This is a genomic window from Streptococcus mitis (assembly GCF_000722755.1).
GTDB lineage: Bacteria > Bacillota > Bacilli > Lactobacillales > Streptococcaceae > Streptococcus > Streptococcus mitis_CM.
In genome coordinates this window covers 372,149-391,099 of sequence record NZ_JPFY01000013.1, presented here as the reverse complement: position 1 = coordinate 391,099, position 18,951 = coordinate 372,149, and the positions used below count along the sequence as shown (strand labels likewise).

Below are 18,951 nucleotides of genomic sequence, written 5' to 3'. Positions count from 1 at the left end.
TATCTCCTTTATTCTTTGTTTTCTTTAATTTCTGCCAGCATTTTTTCTTCTTCTGCTGTCAGTTGATAATGTTCAAGCAAATCCGGTCTGCGTTCATAGGTTTTCTTTAAACTCTCATACAGGCGCCACTGACGAATCTTTTCATGGTGTCCACTCATCAGTACATCTGGCACAACCATACCTCGATAATCGTAGGGACGTGTGTACTGAGGATATTCGAGAAGCCCAGAAGAAAAACTATCATCTTGGTGGCTAGACTCCTTGCCAATCACTTCTGGAATCAGGCGTACCGTAGCATCAATCATGGTCATAGCTGCCAACTCACCACCAGTCAGTACATAGTCTCCCAGAGAAACCTCATCTGTCACCAAGGTCTTAATACGCTCATCATAACCCTCATAGTGCCCACAGATAAAGATTAACTCTTCCTCTTGAGCCAAATCCTCAGCATAAGCCTGATCAAACTGCTTTCCAGCAGGATCGAGGAGAATGACGCGCGGATTTTTCTTTTCAATAGCATCAAAGGCATCGAAAATGGGTTGGGCTCGGAGCAACATCCCCTGACCGCCTCCGTAGGGCTCATCGTCGACATGGCGGGCCTTTTCAGCATTTTCTCGAAAATTATGATACTGGATATCCAAGAGCCCCTTTTCTCGAGCCTTTCCAACGATTGAGTGCTCTAGCGGAGAAAACATCTCTGGAAAAAGGGTTAAAATATCAATCTTCATCGTCTAACCCTTCTAAGATTTCCACATCGACTCGGTTATTTGGAATATCAACATTGAGAATCACTGGTGGGATATAAGGCAAGAGCAAATCACGCTTGCCTTTTCGCTTGACCACCCAGACATCGTTAGCACCTGGTTGCAGGATTTCCTTGATGGTTCCAATCAAGTTATCACCCTCATAGACTTCCAAACCGATAATCTCGTGATAGTAGAATTCACCATCGTCTAGGTCATTCAAATCTTCCTCAGCAACCTTGAGACTGTATCCCTTGTACTTTTCGATAGCGTTGATATGGTACATATCTTTGAATTTAATAATGTCAAAGTTCTTCTGTTTACGGTGGCTAGCGATGGTCACTGTTTGAACAAACTGATCTTTTTCATCAAACAAAGCCAGCTCAGTACCTTTTTTAAACCGTTCTTCTGCAAAATCCGTCACAGACAAGACTCGCATCTCACCCTGCAATCCTTGCGTATTGACGATTTTCCCAACATTAAAGTAGTTCATCTTGTCTCCTGTACTTTATTTCTATCCATCTTATTCTAACAATTCTCGAATAATAGTCGCAATTTTTTCTGATTCTGACCATTGTAAATAATGGTGATTCCCTCCTAAAATGAGTTTAGTATTGGAAGTCCAATATTCTGATTCTCTGTACTCTTTTTCTCTATAAGGCTGACAAAAAATAAATACAGGGGTACAAGTTTCTATCGACAAATTCTCAAAATCTTCCTCAGTAATCTCTCCAGATATTTGAAATCCTGGATCTTGATTTTCCAACTCTGAGCCTTTTCCCTGCATTATTTCCCAGATTTCTTTATTAATTTCAGGTCTAAATGTTGCTTGAGTTAAGTTCTTAAAATAAAGTTCAGGACCACACTCGTCAATCAGCCTCATCTGCTCTTCCATTTCTGGATAAGAATTTTCTGAAAAATCAGCAAACATGACGTTTTTAGTTGTCGGTTCAATTGCTACTAAAGCCTGACACTTAATTGGTTTCTTGAGCAATTTACAAGCTAAAATTCCACTCAAACTATGTACACAAAGTATATATTCAGAAATCGCCAATTCTTCAAGTACTTCATAAACTGCATCTGCAAGATTATCCAGATTTTTTCCAGCTTGGTCATTCATCGGACTCCTACCTGTGTTCGGAAAATCAATAGTCAAATAACCAATTGTAGGAGGAAGTTTTTCAAGTATAAGTGAAAAATTTTCATAACTTGGTAGCAAACCTGCGCCACTTAAACAAACTAGCATTTTCTTTTGCTTTTGATAAGTAACAGAGAGACTACCAATTTCTGTAGATACTTCAATCCTCTTCATAAAGAAATCCACTCGTTCTATATAATGAATTATTAAAAATCCTTATCCTTTATTTTAACACGTTCCAAGGATTTTCTCAAGTTGGAGGAAGATACATAGAGGGGTCGCTATAGTCCAAAAAGTGCTAATAGTTTCCTCTTTAATGTTAATTTATATTTGAAAGATGAGATATTCACATTCCCATTATACATATTACTATAAAATGTATACTCGCCAATTTCACCCTGACTTGTTTTCCATTTCATTCTTAAACTAGGCATATTCTCTGGTAAATTTGTATGAATCAATAAGCATGTATAATTCTTTAAATTTTTAACTGTATGCAGTTTATCATTATCAACTAAACGATTACTTTTTGAATCATAGATTAAAGAATAAAATTCTATAATTTCAATATCAACTTCCTTTGGATAAAAAATCAAATGGTTATAATGTTTATCATTTTCATCATGTTTAAACTCATATATATGATGAAATCTCGTATGTAAGGAATCAAATTCGATTGGTTTAATTACCTGAATTTCGATATTATTGATATAGGCCTTATTCTGAAAACTAATTTTTAAAATTACACCTATAAAAGTCGAAATCTGTAAAATTCGCAATAACCAATCAATGTACATTGCCCAATCTATGTTTAAAATACAATCAATGTTCATTCTTTTCCAGTCCCCCTTCAAAAATCCTTCCAAATCCCGATTATGCTGTTACTTGATGGATGCTATTTTACACTTCTCCACACAAAAAAAGCGAGACATCCGTCCCGCCCTTCTTATTTTTCGTCAATAACGATTCTTACTTTTTTGTCTTCAGTTGGGACAGAGTAGACAATCGTTCTTATCGCAGAAATAGTGCGACCCTTACGACCGATTACACGACCCACATCGCTTTGATCAAGATCCAAATGATATTCCAAAAACTCTGGTGTATCTTCAATCTTGATAGTTAAGGCATCTGGTTGTGAAATCAAGGGTTTCACAATCGCAATAATGAGATTTTCAATCGTATCCATCTGTCAACCTACTTTAAACTTATTTTGAGAATTTAGAATCGTGGAATTTCTTCAATACACCTTCTTTTGAAAGGATGTTGCGAACTGTATCTGAAGGTTGAGCTCCATCAGCCAACCATGCAAGAACGCGGTCTTCTTTCAAAGTTACTTGGTTTTCAGCAACAAGTGGGTTGTAAGTTCCAACTGTTTCGATGAAACGTCCGTCACGTGGTGAGCGTGAATCTGCTACGTTGATACGGTAGAAAGGTTTTTTCTTAGAACCCATACGAGTCAAACGGATTTTAACTGCCATTTTTAAAGTCTCTTTTCTTATTTTTTATTTCGGTGAAATAGCTGAGCTATTTAGCACATGTTCTATTATAACAGATTTCTGATAGGTGTCAAGAAAAAAACTTGACAGACTATAAAATTTTTAAACCATTTAGAAATTTGTTATATTTTTAAAGAAAAATCGGAAAGAGAATGTCATAAATACTATTTTAGAAACATTTTATAAAGACCATCAAGTCAAGCCCTTCATATCGCCTGAACGAGATTTGGATACTTGGCTCCTAAATCCTAAGCCCGTTCCCAAACGAAATATGGACTTATGAGCAGATGATTTGCTTGCAGGTGATATCATTCTACTATGGAGAATCCAGTTTGGTACTTTTACCACCGAAACCTAGTTCCCAAAATACTTCGAGTACACTTATGGTATTGATACCTCTAATCAAGCGATTTTATGGTTGGCTTCCTCTTAAACTGTCTTGTCACTAACATTTGAAATCCCCTTCCTTTTAGGGTACAATGGTAGAAATGAATTTTTGAGAGGAATAGAATGAAAAAACTAGCAACCCTTCTTTTACTATCCACTGTAGCTCTAGCTGGATGTAGCAACATCCAACGTAGTTTGCGTGGTGATGACTATGTAGATTCTAGCTTAGCTGCTGAAGAAAGTTCCAAAGCAGCTGCCCAATCTGCCAAGGAGTTAAACGATGCTTTAACAAACGAAAACGCCAATTTCCCACAACTATCTAAAGAAGTTGCTGAAGATGAAGCTGAAGTGATTCTCCACACAAGTCAAGGAGATATCCGTATCAAACTCTTCCCTAAACTCGCTCCTCTAACGGTTGAAAACTTCCTCACTCATGCTAAAGAAGGATACTATAACGGTATTACCTTCCATCGTGTCATCGATGGCTTCATGGTTCAAACTGGGGATCCAAAAGGAGACGGTACAGGTGGTCAGTCTATCTGGCATGACAAGGATAAAACCAAAGACAAGGGAACTGGTTTCAAGAACGAGATTACTCCTTATCTCTATAACATCCGTGGTGCTCTTGCTATGGCTAATACTGGTCAACCAAACACCAACGGCAGCCAGTTCTTTATCAACCAAAACTCTACTGATACCTCTGCTAAGCTCCCTACAAGCAAGTATCCAAAGAAAATCATCGAAGCCTACAAAGAAGGGGGAAATCCTAGTCTAGATGGTAAACACCCAGTCTTTGGTCAAGTGATTGACGGTATGGATGTTGTAGATAAGATTGCTAAAGCCGAAAAAGATGAGAAAGATAAACCAACGACTGCTATTACTATCGACAACATCGAAGTGGTGAAAGACTACGATTTTAAATCATAAAAACCAAAGAAATACAGTATCCACATTCGGTACTGTATTTCTTTTACTCTCATTCTTAAGTTAAATTATTAAAATCCCATATTTGGTCCATCCAGCCTTCATAGAAGTCTGGTTCGTGGCAGACCATAAGGATAGATCCCTTGTATTCTTTGAGAGCGCGTTTGAGTTCATCCTTGGCATCCACATCCAAGTGGTTGGTCGGCTCGTCCAGCACTAAAACGTTGTTTTCACGATTCATCAAGAGACAGAAACGAACTTTGGCTTGTTCCCCACCTGACAAAACCTGAATTTGACTTTCGATATGCTTAGTTGTCAAACCACAACGGGCAAGGGCTGCACGAACTTCTGCTTGGTTGAGAGCTGGAAAGGCATTCCAAACAGCCTCTAGTGGTGTTTGGCGATTACCGCCTTCTACTTCTTGTTCAAAGTAGCCAAGTTCTAGATAATCTCCACGCTCCACTTCCCCAGCAATTGGCGGAATAATGCCCAAGAGAGACTTCAAGAGAGTTGTTTTCCCGATACCATTTGCCCCGATAATAGCAACCTTTTGATTACGTTCAAAGGTAAGATTTAAAGGCTTGGTCAGAGGACGATCATAACCAATTTGCAAATCCTTGGCTTGGAAGATAAAGCGCCCTGGCGTACGAGCTGGTTTGAAATCAAAGGATGGTTTTGGTTTCTCACTTTGCAGTTCGATAATATCCATCTTATCCAATTTCTTCTGACGGGACATGGCCATGTTTCGTGTTGCAACACGCGCTTTGTTTCGGGCAACAAAGTCCTTAAGGTCCGCAATTTCTTTTTGCTGACGTTCGTAGGCAGCCTCTAGCTGAGATTTCTTCATAGCATAGACTTCTTGGAACTGGTAGTAGTCACCAGAGTATCGTGTCAACTGTTGATTTTCCACATGATAAACAATATTGATCACGTCGTTCAGGAATGGAATATCGTGTGAAATAAGAACAAAGGCATTCTCATAGTTTTGGAGATAGCGCTTGAGCCAATCAATATGCTCAGCATCCAAGTAGTTGGTCGGCTCATCCAAAAGTAAGATATCAGGCTTTTCAAGGAGAAGTTTTGCCAAAAGCACCTTGGTTCTTTGCCCACCTGACAAAGAGGTTACATCCGTATCCATGCCAAAGTCCATAACACCAAGGGCACGCGCCACTTCGTCAATCTTAGCATCCAAGGTATAGAAATCACGACTCTCTAAACGGTCTTGAAGTTCGCCAACTTCTTCCATGAGAGCATCAACATCCGCACCGTCTTCAGCCATTTCCATATAAAGGTCATTGATACGAGCTTCAGCTTTGAAAAGTTCATCAAATGCTGTACGGAGAACATCACGTACCGACTGCCCTTCAGCAAGGACGGAGTGCTGATCCAAGTAACCAGCAGTCACATATTTAGACCACTCAACCTTCCCTTCATCTGGCAACATTTTACCAGTCACGATGCTCATAAAGGTTGATTTCCCTTCACCATTAGCACCGACCAGACCGATATGTTCTCCCTTGAGGAGACGGAAGGACACATCTTCAAAAATTGCACGGTCACCAAAACCGTGACTCAGATTTTTAACTTCTAAAATACTCATATTAATTCCTTATCTTGTTTTTATGTAATCGTTTATAGAGAAGCCAAGCCAGATAGCCACCCAAGGTATTGGTCCACAAATCATCAATCTCAAAGACACGATTAAAATCAAAGAAAAAGTCCAAGACCAACTGCGTACACTCGATTCCAAGACTCACTAGAAAACTGAAAAAGATCACTTTTCTTGTTTTCCGCAAGTTTGGAAAGAGATAAAGGAGTTGAAACACCAAAGGAAAAAGCAAGAAGACATTAAGGATATTTTGTAGAAAAATCCAATATAATTGTCCAATGTCACTCACTTCACCTAGTTTCCAGAGGGAATTGAAAGGAGTCAAAAGAAAAACCAGGCGTCCAAGATGCTGAATACCTGGAGTTTCCACTCCCACGGGAGAATGTTCTTGAGGAGTAAAGCAAAAATAGACAATGCAAATGCTATAGAAAATGACTCCCCAGACCAAAATATGATTATAAGTCTTCTTCATCATTAAGGATTGACTGCTGCGACTGCTTTCTGGCGGTCACGTTTCATTGTATTGGAACGCAATTGTCCACAAGCTGCATCAATATCTGTTCCGTGCTCTTGACGAACAACACAGTTAACCCCTTTTTTCTTGAGTGTATCATAGAAGGCCATGACGCGCTCTTTAGGACTACGGCTATATTGGTCATGCTCACTAACTGGGTTATAAGGAATCAAGTTTACATAAGACAATTTCTTGATGTTCTTGAGCAATTCAGCTAATTCTAAGGCTTGTTCTACACCATCGTTGACTTCATTGAGCATGATATACTCAAAGGTCACACGACGATTGGTTGTTTCGATATAGTACTCAATAGCCGCAAAGAGTTTTTCAATCGGAAAAGCACGGTTAATCTTCATGATGCTTGAGCGCAGTTCATTGTTAGGTGCATGAAGGGAAACGGCAAGATTGACCTGAACTCCTTCATTAGCAAAGTCACGAATTTTATGAGCCAAACCTGAGGTTGAAACCGTGATGTGACGAGCACCGATTGCCATTCCCTTGTCATCGTTGATGGTACGGACGAAATTTAAGACATTGTTGTAGTTATCAAATGGTTCACCAATTCCCATGACAACAATATGGCTGACGCGTTCGTCCTGACCACGCTCATCAAAGTATTTCTGAACCAGCATGATTTGCGCTACAATTTCCCCATTATTGAGGTCACGTTGTTTCTTAATCAAACCAGAGGCACAGAAGGTACAACCGATATTACAGCCGACCTGAGTGGTCACACAGACTGACAAACCATAGTGTTGACGCATAAGTACAGTCTCAATCAGCATGCCATCAGGCAATTCAAAAAGATATTTAACTGTCCCATCAGCAGACTCTTGGACGATACGTTGTTTCAAGGGGTTGATCACAAACTGGTCATTAAGCTTAGCAATCAAATCCTTGGAAAGGTTGGTCATCTCTTCAAATGACTGCACACGTTTACGGTAAAGCCATTCCCAGATTTGATTTGCACGGAATTTCTTTTCTCCCTGCTCCAAAACCCATTCCTGCATGGTTTGACGTGTTAAACTATAAATTGACGGTTTCATTTCTTCTCCTTATTCCTACTCACTTCTGACGAATGACAAAATGACGTTGCCCCTTGTCCTCTTTCTGAGAATACTGGTCTTTCTGACGACGTCTATTTTTCTTATCTGCATTCGGTTTTCGTTTTGTTTGAGCCGATTTCTTTCCTTTTCTAGAAGGTGTTTCTTCTTCCTTCTTACGCATTTTCTTGTCAAATGATGCTCGCTTAGGGGCTTCATTTTCTAGGACAAAATAGGCACAACCATAACTACAATACTCTAAAAGGTAGTCTTGTAAACGACTGATTTTTTCAAGTTTTTCTTCTGTTCGATCATCCTTGTAAAAACCTCGTAGGCGAAGCTGTTCGTTGCTCCAATCTCCCACGATATAATCAAACTTGGTTAAGACTTCTGAAAAACGCTGATTAAAAGTCGTCACATCAAAAGCTTCCTTGATATTTTCCACCAAGGAAAAAGCTATCCCTTCCGTTTCAACCTTGTCCCCGTGTAAATGAAACTCAGGACCAGGAAACTTGTTATAGTTGTATAATTCAGGTGCAATTTCTTTTCGCATAGATATCCTTTTTCCACGATTACTTAATACTTTATTCTACCATAATTTCTAGCAGTTAGCACGTTTCTCATAAAAATGAAAAAAGTCTGACGATTTCGTCAGACCAGAATCATATAACCTAAAAAAGAGAAGAACAATTCTTCCCTCCATATACCATTATTTAGCAGCTGCGTAAAGTTCATCTACTTTGTTCCAGTTAATCACTGAGAAGAAAGCTTTGATGTAATCAGGACGCACGTTGCGGTATTTCACGTAGTAAGCATGTTCCCAAACGTCCAAGCCCAAGATTGGTTTTTTACCTTCTGAAATTGGTGTATCTTGGTTTGCTGTTGAAGTCACTTCAAGTTTACCTTCTTTGTTAACAACCAACCATGCCCATCCAGAACCGAAGCGAGTTGTAGCTGCTGCTGTAAAGGCCGCTTGGAATTCTTCAAATGAACCAAATGTTGCATCGATTGCTGCTGCAAGTTCTGCTGATGGAGCTGTTTTTTCAGGAGTCATCAATTCCCAGAAAAGAGCGTGGTTCAAGTGTCCACCACCATTGTTGATAAGTGCTTGACGGATATCAGCTGGGATAGATTCTACATCAGCAAGCAAGGCTTCAAGGTCTTCACCGATTTCAGGGTGTTTTTCAAGAGCTGCATTGGCATTGTTGACATAAGTTTGATGGTGTTTGTCATGGTGCAAGTGCATTGTTTCCGCATCGATGTATGGTTCCAAAGCGTCGTATGCATATGGAAGATCTGGTAAGATAATAGCCATCTGTAATACCTCTTTTTCTTTCTATATGAAAATGATAACGCAAACATTCACTTTTTTCAAGTTTTTTGCTTATAGATAAGGAAATCACTGAAATATATTCTAATAATACTCTTCGAAAATCTCTTCAAACCGCGTCAACGTCGCCTTGCCGTAGGTATGTTACTGACTTCGTCAGTCTTATCTACAACCTCAAAGCAGTGTTTTGAGCTGACTTCGTCAGTCTTATCTACAACCTCAAAACAGTGTTTTGAGCTGACTTCGTCAGTCTTATCTACAACCTCAAAGCAGTGCTTTGAGCAACCTGCGGCTAGTTTCCTAGTTTGCTCTTTGATTTTCCTTGAGTATAAAATAAGTAAATCACTAAGAAACCCACGACAAAATAATATTGACGCGGGTTATAGTTTCAAAAAAATGTCAATTGACCTGACTAGCAATCTGTAGGAGTGCCTTTTCAAAAAGGAAACCTTTTTCATAGAGTCCTGTCTTAATCTGATAGTCTGTCTCAATCAAATAAGAAATAGCTTGCTTCAAAAAGTTCAAGGAAAGGCCTCGTGAATCCCTCAACGCAAACTTGATTTGATAGGGATTAGGATTTCGTCCCAGAAAACTGCCTAGACTACTTGCAATCTGAGATTCTGTTTGCCCAGACTCCGACAAAATTTTCACCTGAGTAAAAGTCCGAAATTGTCCTAGCATGACTGCAATCAACTTGATTTCATCTTCCCCTTGCAAGGTCAAATCTCTAACCAGATCTCGCGCCTGGTCCATCTTTTTAGTCAGAATAAACTGAGTTAAATCAAAAATATTGTCCTGCAAGGTCTTGGGAATAGCATTGACAATATCCTCTTCCTCGATAATGGAATCTGCCTTATAAGATTGTAAAAAGAGGAGATTTTTCTGGATTTCGCTAAATTGAAAACCCGACTTGATAAGGAGATTTTCAAAAGAATGATTAGTAAACTGCAGACCCTGTTTCTGACTCCACTTTTGAAAATACTGGCGCAGTTCTTGTTCTTTAGCTTCTACTGCATCAAAAACCTTGGCATCACGCTTCAGTAATTTAACCAACCGTCTTTTGCTATCCAGCTTTCCTTCTGCAAAGATTATCAACTTGGTTGTTGGGGAGGGATTGTCAAGGTATTCCTCAAACGACTTGAGCTCATCATCTGTCAAAAAGCGCTTTTTAGCAGTTGTGATATCGACAAAATGATCTAATATCACGATTTTCTCATCCGCAAAGAAAGGAAGGCTGACCAACTCCAGTTCCACATCCTTGTAAACTACTTCTTTCATATCAAAGTAGGCAAAGTTAAGGTCAGCAGAATCATAGCCAATCTGTTTCAATACTTGACTCTTCATAACTTCAAACTGACCCTGATCTGTCCCTGTAAATAGGCTCAGACTCGGTAAATTTGATAAAGTCAACTTCTGACTTTCTTCAATAGCTAGCATCCTCTCTCCTTTCTTCTGATTTTTCGATTTAATTTAGTCAATATAGCGCAATTTCCCACGGAAATCTTCTAGGTTCTCGTACCCTTTTTCCACCATGATAGCTTTTAGTTCATTGGTAATACGTTCGAAAGCAACGACGCCTTCTTTGTGAAGGGTGGTTCCCACCTGTACCATACTTGCTCCACAGAGGATGTGTTCAAAGGCATCACGACCAGTCAGAACTCCTCCTGTTCCGATGATTTGGATTTGAGAATTTAAGCGTTGATAAAAGGCGTGAACATTGGCTAGAGCAGTCGGTTTGATATACTCTCCCCCAATCCCACCGAAACCATTTTTAGGACGAATAACGACAGACTCATCTTCTATATAAAGGCCGTTTCCGATAGAGTTGACGCAGTTGACAAACTTAAGAGGATACTTATTGAAAATAGCTGCCGCTTGGTCAAAGTGAACAATATCAAAATATGGTGGCAATTTAATTCCAAGAGGTTTGGTGAAGTAGGCAAACACCTCTGCCAAAATCCGGTCTGTTGTCTCAAAATCATAGGCAATCTGAGGTTTACCTGGAACATTTGGACAGGAGAGGTTTAGCTCAGTCAGACCACGAAAATCACTCTCTTGGACTTTTTTCAAGATAGTATGAGTTTCCTCTGGAGACATGCCGACTAGAGATAAGAAGAAAGTTCGGTTTGGCTCTTTTTCCTGCAAATCCAAAAGATAGTCCAAATAATAGTCTAAGCCATTATTCGGTAATCCCATAGAGTTGATAGAACCAAGTGGAACATCTTGGTATCGTGGCTCAGGATTTCCCTGACGGAAGTCCAAGGTCGCTGTCTTGGTCACAAAAGTTCCTGCCACTGAGTTTTTAACGCCTTCTAACTCCTCTATCGTCATACAAGCCACACCTGCTGCATTCATCAAGCAATTGTCAAACGCAAAACCAGCAAGTTGCGTTTTCGTTGATACCATGATTCTAATCCTCCGGATTCCTTTTATTGCTAATATTATACCATATTTTCAGATTTTCTCTTTGAGAAAGATATTTACAAGAAAAAGGCTCGTTTTTTATCTATTTTCAAAAAATCTCAAAAACTAAATTGAAAGAATTTTTAGAAAATTTTTGTTTTTTCTCTTTACAGTTAAAAAAAATTCTGCTATAATGACTCACATAATTAAATTAGAATTTAAGGAGAACGATATGACATCTGCTAAAGAATATATCCAAAGCGTGTTTGAAACTGTAAAAGCTCGTAACGGGCACGAGGCTGAGTTCCTCCAAGCTGTTGAAGAATTTTTCAACACTTTAGAACCTGTATTTGAAAAACACCCTGAGTATATCGAAGAAAATATCTTGGCACGTATTGCTGAGCCAGAACGCGTGATTTCTTTCCGTGTTCCTTGGGTTGACCGTGATGGAAAAGTTCAAGTAAACCGTGGTTACCGTGTTCAATTCAACTCAGCTGTTGGACCATACAAAGGCGGACTTCGTTTCCACCCAACTGTTAACCAAGGGATCTTGAAATTCCTCGGATTTGAACAAATCTTTAAAAACGTCTTGACTGGACTTCCTATCGGTGGAGGTAAAGGTGGATCAGACTTCGATCCTAAAGGTAAAACAGATGCTGAAGTGATGCGCTTCTGCCAAAGCTTCATGACTGAATTGCAAAAATACATCGGCCCATCACTTGACGTACCTGCTGGTGATATCGGTGTTGGTGGACGTGAGATTGGTTACCTTTACGGTCAATACAAACGCCTTAACCAATTTGATGCTGGTGTCTTGACTGGTAAACCTCTTGGATTTGGTGGTAGCTTGATTCGTCCAGAAGCAACTGGTTACGGTTTAGTTTACTACACTGAAGAAATGCTCAAAGCTAACGGTAACAGCTTTGCTGGTAAGAAAGTGGTTATTTCAGGTTCTGGTAACGTAGCTCAATACGCTCTTCAAAAAGCGACTGAACTTGGTGCAACTGTTATCTCTGTATCTGACTCAAATGGTTATGTCATCGATGAAAATGGTATCGACTTCGATCTTTTGGTTGACGTTAAAGAAAAACGTCGCGCTCGTTTGACTGAATATGCAGCTGAGAAAGCAACTGCTACTTATCATGAAGGTTCTGTATGGACTTACGCTGGAAACTATGACATCGCTCTTCCATGTGCTACTCAAAACGAAATCAACGGTGAAGCAGCTAAACGTTTGGTTGCTCAAGGAGTTATCTGTGTATCTGAAGGTGCCAACATGCCAAGCGACCTTGATGCCATCAAAGTCTACAAAGAAAATGGTATCTTTTACGGACCTGCAAAAGCTGCCAATGCTGGTGGTGTAGCCGTTTCAGCTCTTGAAATGAGCCAAAATAGCCTTCGCCTCTCATGGACTCGTGAAGAAGTTGATGGACGTCTCAAAGACATCATGACAAACATCTTCAACACAGCTAAAACAACTTCAGAAACATACGGTCTTGATAAAGACTACCTTGCAGGAGCTAACATTGCTGCTTTTGAAAATGTAGCAAATGCTATGATCGCACAAGGTATTGTTTAATACTTGAAAAAAGTTACCAAAAAGCAACAGCTAGACAGTTGTTGCTTTTTGTATTTTAAAGTAAACAAACTTACTAGGTTTTAAAAACAATATCAAAATAGCTATAAGATAATATCATTTCGATTATCCTAAAATCAAGAAACTATAAAAGTTTTACCGCAAGTTGCACAGGTCAATTGAGCTCCAATTACTCCATCTGTTGGCATATGACAAGTAGGACAATAAACACGTTTTGCTGATAGTCGATAAGATAACTCATCTCGCAATTCTTTCCCTTTAATTTCAATAACATCCTCACCTTGTTCTTCAAACTTAAGAACTGTTATCAAAGCTTTATCATATTGTTTCATACGAGGCTGTTTCAAAAATAAAAAAGACGATATAATCAAAAATAGGAAAAATAAAACAAACAAAATTGTAACTATTAAAAGCCACATAAAGTAGAAATCATAAAGTAAACCTTCTTTTTTCCTAAAATCCATCTTATGTAGTTATCAATGTACTGATAAAATTTCAATCCGGTGACAATACATATGAAAGATACTATAGGATAAACAAGCTTGGAAATGATTAAACGGTAGCGTCTCATTTATATTTCCTTTCTAGATAACCATGCACCGCAATAATCACATGATTTACCTTGCCCTAGGTCAAGCAGATTCTCACCACTACATGATGGACAAATAACGGGATATGTATTTTTGTTAATCTGGTGATTTTCAAATAAAGTGAATAAAGCTTGTATTTGATTTCGTTTCTTAACTTCCTCTTCTCTCTTTGACTTACGATAAGTCATTACCAATATTGAGATCACACTAAACAAATACCACGGAGCTAAAAGAAATAGAAATCGAATAGACCATTCCCTAGATTTTTCAAATTCAAGAAATGATGATAAAATGATTAAAACAAGCATTTGAAGTAAATTCTTCTGTTTTAATTTCTTCAAGGAAAAGGAATCTTTAATTGTTTCTCGAAATAAATAAAAAATAATTAAAGCAACTAGTAAAAAGATAACATTCTGAAATGATAAAAATAAAAAACTGATAACAACGGGAATTCCAATAGATTTTGCCAAAATTATAAAATCAAGATTTTTCAATATAAAGATAGTTGATCCATCATCTATAGAAAAGATAGCAAGTGATAAAACTACAAAACAGAGTATTACTATATTTGAAATTAACCAATGAAAGCCTTTTTTCCAATTATTCTTAATATACTGTTTCACCTATCTTCTCCTCTAGTTGCTATATATTCTCTATAAAGAGCCTTTCCATTATATATCTCATCCAAAGCTTTGACTTTAATTTTTATATTTTCTAAAACACCAAAGCTATAAAATGCAAAGGAAGACAAAAAGAAACCTGATAAAGAAAAAATAATAGGGGTCACTATTGAGAAAATCGGCTTACCATGTTCAAGAAATAGAGTTACGGCCCATAGTGAAAGAAAAAATGTTGCACTTGTCAATCCCATAAAAAGTATACTTAATAAACGAAACACTTGGTACATCTACAATATCCTCCTGTCATAGAACTTGTCTAAGTAAATCCCTTACTCTCTTAAAAAATTTCCAAATACTCTTCATGACCCTTTGTATTTATTCATACATTTCCATACTTAGAATTACATAAATTGAATGATTTAAAAATACAAACAAAGAAATCTTAGTTTTCAGATTTCTAAGAAAAAGGGAAATTCTGGCAATACCAGACTTCCCAAATAAAACAAAAGTAAATTTGAAAATGTAAAAAATCAAAGATTAAAGATAATGCTTAAACAAGATTGATATAAAAATGATTTTTCCAATCATTTGAACTATCTTTCGTGCCCGCAATTAGAACAGAAGTTTGCTCCTTCCAAAAAAGCAGTCCCGCATTGGCTACAAAACTTAGCTAAGCCTGTTTCTCCTTTGAGGTCAGTTTGATGCTGATTCACATCTTTGTCAAATGAATTCCTATCTTCAATCTGATCCACCAAGTTGCTAAATTTAGCTCCCAAGGAAAGTCCCATAGCTATTTCCACGCCTGCTCCCATTAGATTTCCTGCAGAATCATTATTTTTTGCTGCCTCTTCTAAAAGATCAAATTGTCTCTCTTCTTGATAAGTATACTCTTCAATATCTCGACCAGCCTGCTTGCTTTTGGCTTCCAAAATTTGCTTGTGGAATTTAAAGATTTCTCTATATCCATTGTTATTCTGATTTACCTTTAAAGCCTCAATGTTAAATTCCTCAATACTAATTCCATATTTAGAAAAATGACTGGATAAAATAGCTGACAAAGCAACAGACATATCAAAACTGTGCATCTCAATATCAAGAATTGGAATCTTATGGTTATATATTACTTGTGAAATAGCTGAACTAATCAACCCACTAACAGTTTGTCTAAACCGTTTTTGTAAAATAGGAGCTGTTATAATATCGGGGTGACTTGGCATAAATTCTAATATAAAAGCTTCTAAGTCTACAATTCGAGGAATGAAATTCCCATGTATTTTCAATTCTACAGGAATATCACTTTCTGGATCTCGAACCATTATAGGAGAAGAAGTTCCCCATCCAATCGGTTGTAAATCATACATATTTACAAACCACAAAAACAATGAGTCAGACGAAATACCTCCACTTAGAAAGTTTTTTATTCCTGAAACTACTTGAATATCATATCCTTCAATCTTATGTTTACCAGTATCATAAGTAGTTACTGCTCTTCCATTTGAAAACAATACAGCACACTGACCAGGGTTTACAATTACAGTTGCTCCTATCTTGATATTCGTTTTAGGATGTCTCCAAGCAAGTATATTCCTTGTATCTTCACCTTCATAACGAATAACATCAAACAAATTTAATGCCATCTTTTCTCCTCTAAAATGAAAACTATAAATTATAAGATTAATCTTCCATACCTATATTACTATTATATAACCCCTTTGTTGAAAAGGCAACTCATACTTATAAATTATTATCTTTGGAGCAATCCCCTATATGAGTTGTTGATGTCCTGGAGAAACTTTATAAATAGTTTGACCCTTTTTAAACCAATTAAACCAAAATAAAAACCGCTACTCCTAAGAATAGCGGTTTAATCATGTTTTTAAGCTACTAATGTAGTTACTCTATTATTTAAGAGTAACTGAAGCTCCAGCTTCTTCCAATTTAGCTTTGATTTCTTCAGCTTCTGCAGTTGCAACGCCTTCTTTAACAAGTGCTGGTGCACCGTCAACAAGTTCTTTAGCTTCTTTAAGACCAAGACCTGTGATTTCACGTACAACTTTGATAACGCCAACTTTTTTGTCGCCTGCAGATGTCAATTCAACGTCAAATGAATCTTTAGCAGCACCAGCGTCAGCAGCACCAGCTGCAGCAACAGCTACAGGAGCAGCTGCAGTTACACCAAATTCTTCTTCGATAGCTTTTACAAGGTCGTTCAATTCAAGGATTGAAGCTTCTTTAATTTCAGCAATAATGTTTTCAATGTTCAATGCCATTGTTATTTCCTCCAAATATGTTTTTTAATTTATAATATGTTTTTCGTAGCTAGGCTACGCTGCGTAGCTTAAGATTAAGCTGCGTCTTCTTTGTTGTCTGCAACCGCTTTGACTGCAAGAGCAACGTTGCGCACTGGCGCTTGAAGTACAGAAAGGAGCATAGAAAGAAGTCCTTCGCGGTTTGGAAGAGTTGCAAGTGCAAGAATCTCTTCTTTAGATGCGACAGCGCCTTCGATTGCACCACCTTTAATTTCAAGTGCTTCAGCGTCTTTAGAAAAGTCGTTCAAGATTTTCGCTGGTGCGATAACATCTTCGTTAGAAAATGCTACTGCAGATGGTCCAACAAATACTGATGCAAGTTCTTCAAGACCAGCTTTTTCAGCTGCACGACGCAAGATTGAGTTTTTAATAACTTTATACTCAACTTCGCTTCCACGAAGCTCACGACGAAGAACTGTATCTTGCTCAACTGTCAAACCACGAGCGTCTACAACGACGATAGATGCAGCAGCTTTCATTTTTTCAGCTACTACGTCAACTAGTTCCGCTTTTTTAGCAATAATTGCTTCACTCATTAGTGTGTTCACCTCCGTTATTATTTTGCTTGGGGAATTTTTCCAAAAGAAAAACGCGCCCAAACCTAGACACGAAAGTACAATACGCTTCTTTTTACATGATACGTTTTGTCCTCGGTAGGATACTTATGAGTCAAGCTCCCCTACTGTCTTAGGCAGTTTTTTCAAACCGTATATAAGTATAGCATAGTCAAAAAAAGAATGCAAGATTTTTGCATTCTTTTTTAAAATTTTTTCGTTATTTTTCTTTTAAAGTTCTACTGTCAGTACTTGACCTTGCTTAACAACCTGTTCTCCGGCAATATAAACATCATCTACATCACTAGATTTAACTGCATAAACCAGATGAGAAAGCATATTTTCCTGAGTTTGGAGATGAATTTTTCCTTGTGGTTGAATAACGAGAAAATCTGCTTGCTTGCCGACTTCTAGACTTCCTATCTGATTTTCCATTCTTAGGACCTTAGCCCCTTCAATTGTCAGCGCCTTGAGAGCTGTTTCGATAGGAAATTGGCTGGCATCTCCACTCTTCATTTTCTGTAAGAGAGCTGCAGTTCGTCCTTCCTCAAACATATCAAGGTTGTTGTTGGAAGCAACTGAATCTGTCGCAATTCCCACAGCTACTCCTGCTTTTTGCAGTTGAATGATAGGAGCAATCCCTGAGGCCAGTTTGAGGTTACTGATAGGATTGTGGGCGATAGCCACTTGAGAAGTTGCCAAGCGTTCAATTTCTCTCTCGTTTAATTCGACCCCGTGAGCAAAGACAGACGGATGATCTAAGTAACCCAGTTCTTCTAGAAAAGCGAGGGGGCGTTTGCCGTAGCGTTTCAGGATAATGCCTGACTCCTCCTTGGTCTCCGCCACGTGGATATGGATTGGAATAGCAAGCTCTTTTGCCATATCTAAGCTTTCTTCCAGCAAGTCTCTACTACAACTGTAGGGAGAATGTGGTGCTACCATAAGCTTGAAATTTGGATTTTCATATCCTAAAATTTCCTCAATAATTGCTCGAGTTCTTGCAATGGTCTCAGCAGTTGTCTCTGTCTCTGAAGAAAAGAGGGTCGGTGAGAAATAACAACGCATCTTGGAAGTTTTCACTGCCTGATAAATCCGCTCAATATCCACACCATTGGGATTATACATATCATTAAAGGTTGTTGTTCCTGACTGGAGCATCTCTATCATAGCTTCTTTAACCGCTCTTGTAGTCATGTCGGGAGTAAATCCTGCTTCTGAAGGCCAGATATAGTCATTGAGCCATTCATGGAGATTGCTATCATCTCGAATTCCTCTCAATCCTGTCATAGCAGAATGTGTGTGGCAATTAACCAAACCAGGCATAATCCAGGCTCCCTGATAGTCTATAATCTGCTCAGCTTGCTCTATAATCTCTGACTGCTCTTGACCAACATAGACAATTTGAGAATCCTTAACGGCTAAGATTCCATTCAGATAAACATGGAAGTCTTGATCACAAGTCACGATATTTACATGCTGATAGACTTTCATTATAGGCTCCTTTTCTAAAAAATAATTTATTCTCTCTTCAAACCACGTCAGCTTCACCTTCACGTAGATATATGGTTAATGACTTCGTCAGTCTTATCTACAACCTTAAAGCAGTGCTTTGAGCAACCTGCGACTAGCTTCCTAGTTTGCTCTTTGATTTTCATTGAGTATTACAGTGAATAATTTTTCTAGCTATTGTAACA

Annotated in this window: 22 protein-coding genes, 1 pseudogene and 1 other annotated feature; of the genes and pseudogenes, 3 read left to right on the top strand and 20 right to left on the bottom strand. The window is 38.2% G+C overall.

Annotation, left to right across the window (positions count from 1 at the left end):
- Positions 1–8: 8 nt before the first annotated feature.
- The 6 genes from trmD to rpsP all read right to left on the bottom strand — a co-directional run bounded on the left by trmD (position 9) and on the right by rpsP (position 3,359).
- Positions 9–728 (bottom strand): tRNA (guanosine(37)-N1)-methyltransferase TrmD, encoded by a 720-nt coding sequence (gene trmD / locus SK578_RS05140; RefSeq protein WP_000686917.1) that lies wholly within the window; start codon positions 726–728, stop codon positions 9–11.
- Positions 718–1,236: a ribosome maturation factor RimM gene (gene rimM / locus SK578_RS05135; protein ID WP_001105912.1), complete on the bottom strand. Its 519-nt coding sequence runs from the start codon at positions 1,234–1,236 to the stop codon at positions 718–720. The genes trmD and rimM overlap by 11 nt, the downstream gene beginning before the upstream one ends.
- Positions 1,237–1,266: 30 nt before the next feature.
- Positions 1,267–2,055 carry an alpha/beta fold hydrolase gene (locus SK578_RS05130; protein WP_000821028.1) on the bottom strand — a complete coding sequence of 263 codons (789 nt, stop codon included), beginning with the start codon at positions 2,053–2,055 and terminating at the stop codon, positions 1,267–1,269.
- 107 nt (positions 2,056–2,162) lie between these two features.
- Positions 2,163–2,714 (bottom strand): hypothetical protein, encoded by a 552-nt coding sequence (locus SK578_RS05125; protein ID WP_004239319.1) that lies wholly within the window; start codon positions 2,712–2,714, stop codon positions 2,163–2,165.
- 113 nt (positions 2,715–2,827) lie between these two features.
- The gene (gene kphA / locus SK578_RS05120) at positions 2,828–3,067 is read right to left on the bottom strand and encodes an RNA-binding protein KphA (RefSeq protein WP_000379617.1); all 240 of its coding nucleotides are present in this window, start codon (positions 3,065–3,067) and stop codon (positions 2,828–2,830) included.
- 19 nt (positions 3,068–3,086) lie between these two features.
- Positions 3,087–3,359 carry a 30S ribosomal protein S16 gene (gene rpsP / locus SK578_RS05115; RefSeq protein WP_000268760.1) on the bottom strand — a complete coding sequence of 91 codons (273 nt, stop codon included), beginning with the start codon at positions 3,357–3,359 and terminating at the stop codon, positions 3,087–3,089.
- Between the two features lie 175 nt (positions 3,360–3,534).
- Between rpsP and SK578_RS11230 the strand changes: the two are divergent.
- Both SK578_RS11230 and SK578_RS05110 read left to right on the top strand, forming a co-directional pair.
- A pseudogene (locus SK578_RS11230) lies at positions 3,535–3,735 on the top strand (hypothetical protein).
- A gap of 152 nt (positions 3,736–3,887) precedes the next feature.
- Positions 3,888–4,691 carry a peptidylprolyl isomerase gene (locus SK578_RS05110; protein ID WP_042751004.1) on the top strand — a complete coding sequence of 268 codons (804 nt, stop codon included), beginning with the start codon at positions 3,888–3,890 and terminating at the stop codon, positions 4,689–4,691.
- 55 nt (positions 4,692–4,746) lie between these two features.
- Here SK578_RS05110 and SK578_RS05105 read toward each other — a convergent pair whose 3' ends face one another.
- The 7 genes from SK578_RS05105 to SK578_RS05070 all read right to left on the bottom strand — a co-directional run bounded on the left by SK578_RS05105 (position 4,747) and on the right by SK578_RS05070 (position 11,590).
- Positions 4,747–6,288, bottom strand: a complete 1,542-nt coding sequence (locus SK578_RS05105; protein WP_000025378.1) for an ABC-F family ATP-binding cassette domain-containing protein — start codon at positions 6,286–6,288, stop codon at positions 4,747–4,749.
- Position 6,289: 1 nt separating this feature from the next.
- Positions 6,290–6,772: a VanZ family protein gene (locus tag SK578_RS05100; RefSeq protein WP_042751003.1), complete on the bottom strand. Its 483-nt coding sequence runs from the start codon at positions 6,770–6,772 to the stop codon at positions 6,290–6,292.
- Positions 6,772–7,857 carry a dual-specificity RNA methyltransferase RlmN gene (rlmN, locus tag SK578_RS05095; protein ID WP_042751002.1) on the bottom strand — a complete coding sequence of 362 codons (1,086 nt, stop codon included), beginning with the start codon at positions 7,855–7,857 and terminating at the stop codon, positions 6,772–6,774. Before rlmN ends, SK578_RS05100 begins: the two co-directional genes overlap by 1 nt.
- A 19-nt stretch (positions 7,858–7,876) precedes the next feature.
- On the bottom strand, positions 7,877–8,407 hold the full coding sequence (locus SK578_RS05090; RefSeq protein WP_042751001.1) for a YutD family protein: 531 nt from the start codon (positions 8,405–8,407) through the stop codon (positions 7,877–7,879).
- A gap of 156 nt (positions 8,408–8,563) precedes the next feature.
- Positions 8,564–9,169: a superoxide dismutase SodA gene (gene sodA, locus SK578_RS05085; protein ID WP_000974733.1), complete on the bottom strand. Its 606-nt coding sequence runs from the start codon at positions 9,167–9,169 to the stop codon at positions 8,564–8,566.
- A 414-nt stretch (positions 9,170–9,583) separates the two neighbouring features.
- Positions 9,584–10,621 (bottom strand): DNA polymerase III subunit delta, encoded by a 1,038-nt coding sequence (gene holA / locus SK578_RS05075; RefSeq protein WP_042751000.1) that lies wholly within the window; start codon positions 10,619–10,621, stop codon positions 9,584–9,586.
- A 33-nt stretch (positions 10,622–10,654) separates the two neighbouring features.
- Positions 10,655–11,590 (bottom strand): dihydroorotate oxidase, encoded by a 936-nt coding sequence (locus SK578_RS05070; RefSeq protein WP_042750999.1) that lies wholly within the window; start codon positions 11,588–11,590, stop codon positions 10,655–10,657.
- A 229-nt stretch (positions 11,591–11,819) separates the two neighbouring features.
- On the opposite strand from SK578_RS05070, the gene gdhA reads away from it, so the two are divergent.
- Positions 11,820–13,166 carry an NADP-specific glutamate dehydrogenase gene (gene gdhA / locus SK578_RS05065; protein ID WP_042750998.1) on the top strand — a complete coding sequence of 449 codons (1,347 nt, stop codon included), beginning with the start codon at positions 11,820–11,822 and terminating at the stop codon, positions 13,164–13,166.
- A 134-nt stretch (positions 13,167–13,300) separates the two neighbouring features.
- Here the strand turns inward: gdhA and SK578_RS11225 are convergent, their stop codons facing one another.
- The 7 genes from SK578_RS11225 to SK578_RS05030 all read right to left on the bottom strand — a co-directional run bounded on the left by SK578_RS11225 (position 13,301) and on the right by SK578_RS05030 (position 18,748).
- Entirely contained in the window at positions 13,301–13,516 is a 216-nt protein-coding gene (locus tag SK578_RS11225; RefSeq protein WP_235228636.1) for a hypothetical protein, read from the bottom strand.
- Positions 13,517–13,755: 239 nt separating this feature from the next.
- On the bottom strand, positions 13,756–14,397 hold the full coding sequence (locus SK578_RS05055) for a hypothetical protein (protein WP_042750997.1): 642 nt from the start codon (positions 14,395–14,397) through the stop codon (positions 13,756–13,758).
- Positions 14,394–14,681, bottom strand: coding sequence for a hypothetical protein (locus SK578_RS05050; protein ID WP_000285175.1), 288 nt, complete (start codon positions 14,679–14,681; stop codon positions 14,394–14,396). The genes SK578_RS05055 and SK578_RS05050 overlap by 4 nt, the downstream gene beginning before the upstream one ends.
- A 306-nt stretch (positions 14,682–14,987) precedes the next feature.
- Entirely contained in the window at positions 14,988–16,031 is a 1,044-nt protein-coding gene (locus SK578_RS05045) for an SPFH domain-containing protein (RefSeq protein WP_042750996.1), read from the bottom strand.
- A 264-nt stretch (positions 16,032–16,295) separates the two neighbouring features.
- Entirely contained in the window at positions 16,296–16,664 is a 369-nt protein-coding gene (rplL, locus tag SK578_RS05040; RefSeq protein WP_001196965.1) for a 50S ribosomal protein L7/L12, read from the bottom strand.
- A 74-nt stretch (positions 16,665–16,738) separates the two neighbouring features.
- Complete coding sequence (gene rplJ, locus SK578_RS05035; RefSeq protein ID WP_042750995.1) at positions 16,739–17,239, bottom strand: 50S ribosomal protein L10; 501 nt, start codon at positions 17,237–17,239, stop codon at positions 16,739–16,741.
- 38 nt (positions 17,240–17,277) lie between these two features.
- Positions 17,278–17,413: a sequence feature (ribosomal protein L10 leader region), on the bottom strand.
- A 75-nt stretch (positions 17,414–17,488) separates the two neighbouring features.
- A complete protein-coding gene (locus SK578_RS05030; protein ID WP_042750994.1) occupies positions 17,489–18,748 on the bottom strand; it encodes a TRZ/ATZ family protein in 1,260 nt (419 codons plus the stop codon).
- Positions 18,749–18,951: the final 203 nt, after the last annotated feature.